This window comes from Pseudomonas sp. P4_D7, from assembly GCF_056401755.1.
Genome location: NZ_JBFUIR010000003.1, coordinates 168,417 through 175,148, shown reverse-complemented (window position 1 = coordinate 175,148; position 6,732 = coordinate 168,417). Strand labels below are relative to the sequence as shown.

The 6,732-nt window shown below is 62.8% G+C and carries 1 protein-coding gene; it reads right to left on the bottom strand.

What is annotated here, in order from left to right; genetic code table 11:
- Positions 1-257: 257 nt before the first annotated feature.
- Positions 258-6,668, bottom strand: coding sequence for an amino acid adenylation domain-containing protein (locus AC1DVF_RS03935; protein WP_477782037.1), 6,411 nt, complete (start codon positions 6,666-6,668; stop codon positions 258-260).
- Between the last annotated feature and the right edge of the window lie 64 nt (positions 6,669-6,732).

Sequence of the window (6,732 nt, the reverse complement as noted above, 5' to 3'; positions counted from 1 at the left end):
GAGGTAACCTGCTGTAAATTCGAAAAAAATGAGCGCGCAGCAGCGAGTCCATGCAGGCGGCGCGCAGCCTGGAAAAACTAAAACATCGGGGCGTGGGTGTCTGACATGGGAAGCGGGGACAAGCCGCCAGCGTGAGCACCGCAAGTCCCCTGTGGGAGCGAGCTTGCTCGCGAAGGCGGTATATCAGTCACCAGCAACATTGACTGAGCCAGCGCTTTCGCGAGCAAGCTCGCTCCCACAGGTTTCGTGTCCGACGATCAGAGCCGGCGTTTGCGGTTGAGGCTCGGGATGGTGGTCTGGGCGATCTCGACCTGCTTGGCCTGCCGCGAGGTCTGAGCCGCCAGCGCGGCCAGTGTCGGCTGGCTGAACAGCGTGCGCGCGTCGACATGCAGACCGGCCAGACGCATGCGCGCGACCAGACTGACCGCCAGCAACGAATGCCCGCCCAGCTCGAAGAAGTTGTCGTGCCGGCCCACCTGCTCGACCTTGAGCACCTGCGCCCAGATCTGCGCCAAGGCGGTTTCCACATCGCCTGCGGGGGCCTCGTAAGGACGGCTGAGCAGCGCCTCCGCCCCCGGTTCCGGCAACGCCTTGCGGTCGATTTTGTCGTTCGGCGTCAACGGCAACGCCGCCAGCCTCACGTAGGCGCCAGGCACCATGAACTCCGGCAACTGCGCCAACACATGCGCTCGCAATGCTTCCAGCGTCGGTGCAGCCAGTTCGGCGCGCAGGGTGTAATAAGCCACCAGTCGCTCATCGCGTACCAGCACCACCGCCTCGCGGATGGCCGGGTGTTCCAGCAGGCGCGCTTCAATCTCGCCCAGCTCAAGACGCACCCCGCGCAGCTTGACCTGAAAGTCGTTACGACCGAGGAATTCGAGGTTGCCATCGGCGCCATAACGCACCAGATCACCGGTGCGATACAAGCGATCACCAGCCACAAACGGACTATCGATAAAACGTTCGGCCTGCAATTGCGGCAGTCCCAGATAGCCCCGCGCCACGCCCACTCCGCCAATGTGCAAATGCCCACTGACGCCAAACGGCACAGGCTGATCAAAGGCATCGAGGACGTACAGCCGCGTGTTGCTCAGGGCCTTGCCGATCGGCACCAGTGTCTGCGGCACCGGTTCGCCGGGTTGCAGCGTCCAGCCACTGCTGTCGACCGTGGTTTCGGTCGGCCCGTAGACGTTGTGCAGGCGCACCCACGGCAGGCGCTCGCGCACTTGCCGGGCCAGCGCAACGGTCAACTCGCCGCCACCGTTGAGCACGTCGGTCAGGCTGGTGCACTGGCTGACATCGTCCTGTTCAATGAACTGCTGCAACAAGGCCGGCACGAACTTGACCACGGTGATGTTCTGCTCACGGATCACTTGCGTGACATACGCCGAATCGCGATTGCCATCGGCTCGCGCCAGGACCAGGCGCATGCCCGAGCACAGTGGCCAGAAGATCTCCCACACCGAACTGTCGAAACTGTACGGCGCCTTTTGCAACAACGCCCCGTGTTCAGTCGGCGGCGACAACTGCGAACCCCAGTGCACCATGTTGCAGGCGCTGCGGTGCTCGATCATCACGCCTTTCGGCGTGCCGGTGGAGCCGGAGGTGTAGATCATGTAGGCCAGATTCGTCGCACCGAGACCAGGCATCTGCAGATTCTCGTGCGGTTGGTCCCGCCATACACCGAAATCGAGATCGATCAGCGGCACGCGGGATTCGCCGAGCAAATCACGCGTTGCGGCATGCACCAGCAGCGCGACCGGGGCGCTGTCCTGCAACATATAGTTGAGCCGTTGCTGCGGATAATCGGGATCGAGCGGCACATAAGCACCGCCGGCCTTGAGAATGCCCAACAGACCGATCACCAGTTCCGGCCCGCGCTCGACGCAGATCGCGACCCGCGAATCCGGTTGCACGCCGAGCCCGCGCAGATGATGGGCCAGGCGGTTGGCCTGCTCGTTCAACTCGCGATAGCTCAGGCGTTGCTCGGCGAACTGCACGGCGATGGCATCCGGCTTGCGCTGTACCTGTTGTTCAAACAGCGCCTGAAGTGGCTGATCCAGCGGGCAGTCGACTGCCGTATCGTTGAACTCGATCAGCAGCCGTTGCAGTTCTTCCTGCGGTAACAACGGCAGGCTATTCAGCGGCCGCTGCGGCGTGTTCTCCAGCGCTTCGACCAACACGCTCAGCGCTGACTGCACATAACTGCAAATCCGCTGCGCGCCGATGCTCGACAGGGTTCGGGTGGTCAACCGCAAGCCTGTGCCGAGGTCATCGACACTCAGGGTAAACGGATAATTGGTTCGCTCCTCATTAGCCAGGGTCTCGATGCCCTGCCAGGTTTGCCGGGAGGTTTCTTGCTCGACATCATCGCTGTGCCGATAGTTGAGCAAGGCGCTGAACAGCGGTGCCGGCGCAGCAACGCCGCTGCAACGCTGGGCCAGCGCCAACGAAGCGTGTTCATGGGCAAGCAACGCGCTCAGGCGCGCATGGGTGGACTTCAGCGCTGCGCGCGCGCCCTCGCCGACATCGACCCGCAGCGGCAAGGTGTTGATGAACACCCCGAGCGCCCGGTCGGCACCCGCGCCACCCTGCATGCGGCCCATCAACACCGTGCCAAATACGACACTTTGCTGCGCGGAGGTCGCCGCCAATACTTGCGCCCAGGCGAGGTGGATCAGGCTGGCGATGCTCACGCCCGCCAGGCGTGCCTGCTGCTGCAGGCGCTGATACAGATCGCTGGCCAGCGCCTGCTCGGCTTCTTCGATGTTGCTGCCGTCGCCCTGCACGTTCTGCAAAGCGAACGGCAACGTCGGCTCATCGATGTCGCCGAGCATCTGCCGGAAGAACGCTTCATGCTCCTGCTCGCTGACACCCAGGCGCGTCTGCGCCACGTAGTTGCGATACGGTACTGGCGGCGCCAGCGTCTCCGAGTGCCCGGACAGGCTGGCGTGGATTTCTTCGCGCATCGCCTCCAGCGCAATGTGATCCATCGCCAGGTGATGGAACAACAAGATGCCGACCACCCGATTGTGCGCGGGATCACGGGCATACATCAGGCGCAGCAGCGGCGCCTGACTGACATCGAGGCGATAACGCCGCGCGTCGAAACGCTCGTGCAATTGATCGATGATCGCGCCACGGGCAGGATCAAATTCAACCTCCTGCACCGGCAAAATCGCCTCGCGCCAAACGACCTGAACCGGTGACGTCAGCCCTTCCCAAACCACCGCCGTACGCAGGATGTCGTGCCGCGCCATGACCTGACGCAGCGCAGCGGCAAAGGCCTCGACCCGCTCGAGGCTGTCGAACGCCAGCAGCGATTGCAGCAAATACGGATCGCCCTGCGCAGCGGTGATGTGGTGATAGAGAATGCCTTCCTGCAACGGGGCCAACGGGTAGATGTCCTGCACATTGGCGGCACCGCCCGGCACGGTCGCGACGATGCGTTCGATCATCGCCTGATCCAGTTGCACCAATGGCAACAGGTCCGGCGTGATGTACGTGCAATCGGGCGCAATGCGGTTAGCCGGCACCTCGACTTCGCGGCCGCTGCCCTCTGCCGCCGCTAACGCCGCCAGTGTCGGTTGATTGAACAGCACGCGAACATCGCTGCTCATGCCAATCTGGCGCATGCGTTCGATCAGGCCTACGGCGAGCAAAGAGTGGCCGCCCAGCTCAAAGAAATGGTCGTGACGCCCTACCCGTTCGACCTGCAAGACCTCGGCCCAGATCTGGGCGAGAGCGATTTCGACGTCACCTTGTGGCGCCTCGTATTGACGGCGGATCAACGCTTCCGGCCCCGGCGCCGGCAACGCCTGGCGATCGAGCTTGCCGTTGGCGGTCAGCGGCAAACTCGCCAATTGAATGTAGGCGGCCGGCAGCATGGCGGCTGGCAAACGCGATGTCAGGTGCGCATGCAGTTGCTGGATGTCCAGTGCTGCGCGCTCGGTGAACCATGCCAACAATTGACCGTCGCGCACCAGCACCACGGCTTCCTGCACCGCGTCATGGCTGGCGAGTGCGGCTTCGATTTCGCCCAGCTCGACACGCACCCCACGAACTTTCACCTGGTCATCGTTGCGACCGATGTACTCAATATTGCCGTCGGCGCGCCACCGCGCGAGGTCGCCGGTGCGGTACATGCGCGCATCAGTCTGCGCACTGAACGGGTCGTCGAGAAAGCGTTCGGCGGTCAGGTCCGGACGATTCAGAAAACCCCGGGCCACCCCGGCGCCGCCGACATACAGTTCGCCAATGATGCCGATCGGCACCGGACGCTGCTGATCATCGAGCAGATAAGTCGTGGCATTGCTGACGGGTTTGCCGATGTGCAACGCCTGCCCCGGTGTGATCAACCCCGACGTGGCGACCACCGTGGCCTCGGTCGGGCCGTAGTTGTTGACCACCGCGAACGACTGCGCGCGGTTGAACTGGCGCAGACGATCGCCGCCGATCAGCAAGGTGCGCAAGGTCGGATGATCGGCCTGTTGGCTGAAGGCGTATTCGGCAATCGGCGTCGGCAGAAAGCTGACGTCCAGCGGCTGCGCCCGCCACCAGGCGAGCAGCGCATCGATGTCTTCGCTGCCTTCGCTCGCGGGTGCAAAATGCAGCGTTGCCCCGGCACACAGCGCCGGCCACACCTCCCACGCCATCGCGTCAAACCCGAAGCCGGCCAGGCTCGAGGCGTGCTGCCCAGGGCCAAGTCCAAACGCCGCGCAGTGCCAGTCGACCAGATTGCCCAGCGTGCGGTGCTCGACCATCACGCCTTTGGGCAACCCGGTGGAGCCGGAGGTATAAATCACATAGGCGAGGTGGCGGGTGTTCAGCCCCGCCACGTCGGGATCGGTCAAGTTTTCGAGCGGCCACTGGCGCCGATCCAGCTCGATCACTGGCAGCGTTGTGGCGGGCAGACGCTCACGCAGATCGCTTTGCGTCAGCAGCGCCACCGGCGCACTGTCGCTGAGCAGATAACTCAGGCGCTCGGGCGGATGCGCCGGATCAATCGGCACATAAGCAGCGCCAGCCTTGAGAATCGCCAACAGCCCGACCAGCGTGTCCAGGCCACGGCGGGCAACGATTGCCACACGATCGTCAGGGCACACGCCGAGGCCGATCAGATGATGGGCCAACGCATTGGCTTGCCGATTCAGCTCGGCATAACTCAGGGTTCGTCCCTGATAGGTCGCAACCACAGCGTCCGGCTCTTCGGCCACTCGCGATTCGAAGCGCTGATGAATCAGTCGGCCTTGCGGATAACTGACCCGGGTGTCGTTCCACTCATTGAACAGGGCCAGTTCTGCCGGGCTATTGAGGTTGAAATCGGCGATCGCCAGCGCCGGGCATTCCAGACCTTGCTGCAGAATCAGCAGCAAGCGCTCGGTCAACGCCGCGATCTCGTCAGCCGTGAAATAGGCTGGCGAGTACACCAGATGCAGCCAGGCTTTGTCGGTGTAACGGTTGCTGCGCAGGTGAATGGCCAGCGGAGTCGCCTCGTGCTGGTTGGAGACCTTTACCGAGTGCCCCGACGCCTCACCGTAACGATAGTCATGGTCGTCCTGCTCGTAGGACAGCGACAGCTCGAACAGTTGCGCACGATCTTCACGCAACAGCCCCAGCGCGCGGTTCATCTCGCTCAGCGGGTAGCGTTGATGGCGGAAATCCTGCTTCAGGTCAGCGCCGATCGCCTTGATCAATCCAGCGAATGACAACGTTCGACCGAAGCCCATGCGCATTGCACTGACCTGGGTGAACAAGCCCAAGGTGCTTTTGAAGCGGGCACCGGAGCGATTGAGAATCGGCAAACCGACCACCCACTCGTCACGTTGCGCGGTACGACTGAAATACACGTGCAGCGCCGCCAGCAATACATGAAAGGCCGAACCGCCGAGGTGCCGCGCAGTGTCTTTCATGCGCTCGTGCAGCACGGCTGGAAAAGACTCGACGTGGATGCGACTTGGCGCTGCTTCAACATCAAGGAATTCGCGATGACGGGGCGTCAACAAGGGCTCGGGCAAGCTACGGTACTTGTCCAGCCAGTAACGTTGATCGCGCTCATAGCGAGGTGACTGATGGTAGCGCGCGTCTTCTTCGATAAAGCCGACATAGGACGGTGCCGCCCTGCGCGGATGCTCGCCACGGCACAACGTGCTGTAGATCTCGCCCACCGACTTGAACAGCAGCGCGAACGCCCAGCCATCAATGATCAAGTGATGGGCCTGGGCTGCCAGCCAGTGAAGATGGCGATCGAGGCGAATCAGACTGAAGCGGAACAACGCCTGCCCGCTCAACACAAAGGCCTGCGCCATCTGTGCTTCAACCAGCGTCTGGGCCGCCGACTGTGGATCGGCTTGCCCGCTGAGATCAAACAGCGGCATGGCCACCGGCAGCGCCTGCGCAAACCCTTGCAACGGCAGCCCGTCGTGACCAACGTCCGATCGCAGAACAATGCGCAAGGCATCATTCGCTTCCACCAGACACTCAAGCGCCGATTGCAGCAATGCCGGATCCAGCGGCCCGCTCAGCTCCACGTAACCGCCAATGTTGTACAGCGGCGAATCGCCGCGGCTCAGTTGGTCCAGCCAGATATCCCGTTGGGCGGCAGTCAGCGCAAATGTCTCGACAGGCACGGACACATCGTCCGCCACGTTGGCAGAAGTAGGCTGCATAAGATCCATCTCATGAAATTTTGCCGGTATTCAAGCATCGGCCCCGGCGCCGACATGACACCTG

What these genes read in the sequence shown, in the direction of transcription:
- AC1DVF_RS03935 (WP_477782037.1), bottom strand. Translation starts at nt 6,668, where the DNA reads ATGCAGCCTACTTCTGCCAACGTGGCGGACGATGTGTCCGTGCCTGTC.